Annotated in this window: 1 protein-coding gene; it reads right to left on the bottom strand. The window is 67.1% G+C overall.

All coding sequences use genetic code 11. The features are described 5' to 3' along the window. The coding region (locus ACHQ4I_RS28600) for an acyltransferase domain-containing protein (RefSeq protein WP_420774971.1) at positions 1 to 1794 on the bottom strand (1794 nt) is incomplete at its 3' end. Between the last annotated feature and the right edge of the window lie 10 nt (positions 1795 to 1804).

The raw sequence follows: 1804 nt of genomic DNA on the forward strand, positions 1-1804 counted from the left end.
CGTGGCCGCATACACCGAACCCACCACATCCTCCACACCGGAGGACAACTCCCACACCACCACACCCGCATCAGCAGCGTCGGTATCCGCGGTATCGGTGTCGGCACTGTCGGTTTCTGTGGTGTTGTGCGGGGTCCATAGTCGGGTCGGGGAAGGGGTCGAGTCGGGAAGGGTTGTCAGGGGTGTCCAGGTCAGTTCCAGCAGGCCTGTGCCCGGTGTAGTGGTGGTGTGTAGTGCGGTGTGGAGTTGTTCGGTGGTAACGGGTCGGGTGTTCACCGTGCCGGTCAGGACCGGCATACCGGAGGTGTCGGCCAGTCGTACCGCCAGAGCGCCGTTGTCGCTGCTGCTCAGGTGGACACGCAGGCGGGTGGCGCCCACCGCGTCGAGACGGACATCTCCCCAGCTGAACGGCAGCCGCAGTTCGAGATCGTCGATCGAGGCTCCGGTGTAGGCCGCGGCCCAGGCGGCGTGCAGCGCGGTGTCGAGCAGGGCGGGATGGATGCCCATCCCGGTGACGTCGAGTTCCTCGGGGACCGCGACCTCGGCATAGACGTCCGCGCCGTGTCGCCACGCCGACTGCAGGCCCTGGAACGCCGGCCCGTACTGGTAGCCGTGCCGGGTCAACCAGTCGTACACGCCGGAGACCTGCACCGGCTCGGCACCGGCCGGTGGCCACTGCGCCAGATCCACCACCGATGCCGACGATGCAGACGGTGTCGGCTGTGATATCGACGGTGTCGGCTGTTGGGTGGTGAGGACGCCCTCGGCGTGCAGGGTCCAATCGGTGTCGGTTTGAGTGTCGCGGGTGTACACCGAAACCGACCATCCGGCCGAGTCGCCCCGCCCGCTCACGGCCGATTCGTCTCGGCTGCTTATGGCCGAGTCGTCTCGGGTGCTCACGAGGACCTGGACCTGGACGCTGCGGTCTTCGGTGAATACCAGTGGTGCCAGCAGGGTCAGTTCCTGGATCGTGGTGGCGCCGACCTCGTCACCGGCCCGCAATGCCAGTTCCACGAATCCTGATCCGGGGAACAACACCACACCGGCCACGGCGTGGTCGGCCAGCCACGGTTGGGTGGTGAGTGAGAGTCGTCCGGTCAGTGCGACCGCACCGGACTCGGGTTGCTGCACCACCGCACCCAGCAACGGGTGTTCGGCTCCGACCAGTCCCGCGCTGGCCACATCGGCGCCACCGAGCCCGGTACTGGCCAGCCAATACCGTTGCCGCTGGAACGCATACGTCGGCAGCGCGACCCGCCGCGGTGCGGTGGTGTAAACCTTCGTCCAGTCGAGGGGTGCCCCGGTGACGTAGGCGTGGCCCACCGATTTCCAGAACCGATCCAGCCCGCCCTCGTCACGACGCAGGGATCCGGTCACGGTCACCGCGGTCTCGAGACCGGCCGCGGTGTCTTCCATCGCCAACGCCAGCAACGGGTGCGGGCTGCACTCGATGAACGTGGTGAACCCGGCTCCGATCAGCGACTGCGTGGCCTGAGCGAACAGGACGGGTTCACGGGCGTTGTCGAACCAGTAGCGGGTGTCGAGTCCCGCGGTGTCGAACAGGCCACCGGTCACCGTGGAGTAGAACGCGATCGAACCCGCACGCGGCTGCAGTCCGTCCAACGCGTCGATGAGGGGTTCACGGATCGTTTCGACCTGCGCCGAATGCGAGGCGTAGTCGACCTCGATACGGCGAGCACGGACTGCGTGAGTCTCGCAGTGCGCGATCAGTTCCTCGCACGCGTCCGGGTCTCCGGAAACAACCACCGAGGACACCCCGTTGACCGCGGCGATACCGAGCCGG

The sequence above is a fragment of the Nocardia nepalensis genome (assembly GCF_048910785.1).
Classification (GTDB): domain Bacteria; phylum Actinomycetota; class Actinomycetes; order Mycobacteriales; family Mycobacteriaceae; genus Nocardia; species Nocardia nepalensis.